This is a genomic window from Lacisediminihabitans profunda (genome assembly GCF_008040105.1).
Taxonomy (GTDB): Bacteria; Actinomycetota; Actinomycetes; order Actinomycetales; family Microbacteriaceae; genus Lacisediminihabitans; species Lacisediminihabitans profunda.
This window is the reverse complement of record NZ_VRMG01000105.1, coordinates 1-275: the sequence shown is the minus strand read 5'-3', so window position 1 is coordinate 275 and position 275 is coordinate 1. Positions and strand designations below refer to the sequence as shown.

Below are 275 nucleotides of genomic sequence, written 5' to 3'. Positions count from 1 at the left end.
AGGTTAATAAACAAGCTATAGCAAGAGTAAACGGAGTTAAGCAATCAGAAGTTGGTATTCTAAATACACAAGTAGCTGTTGATTCTTATACTATTCTTTATGATTCAGCCACCCAAACTTCTTGGTTTCGTGGGACTGCTACCGGTACGCCAACTTCTTGGAGTATTTCTGATGATGTATTAACCTTAACAACCGGTAGTGGAACTTTCCAGTTGCTAGAAGTTAATAAACCCATCGCCTCTTATGAGTTACTTCAAAAAGTAGTACCGGTCAAA

1 protein-coding gene is annotated in these 275 nt (G+C 38.2%); it reads left to right on the top strand.

Going from position 1 to position 275, the window contains the following annotated elements; genetic code table 11:
- Window positions 1–275, top strand: a 275-nt coding sequence (locus FVP33_RS19675) for a hypothetical protein (protein WP_222706807.1), incomplete at both ends; no start/stop codon positions are given.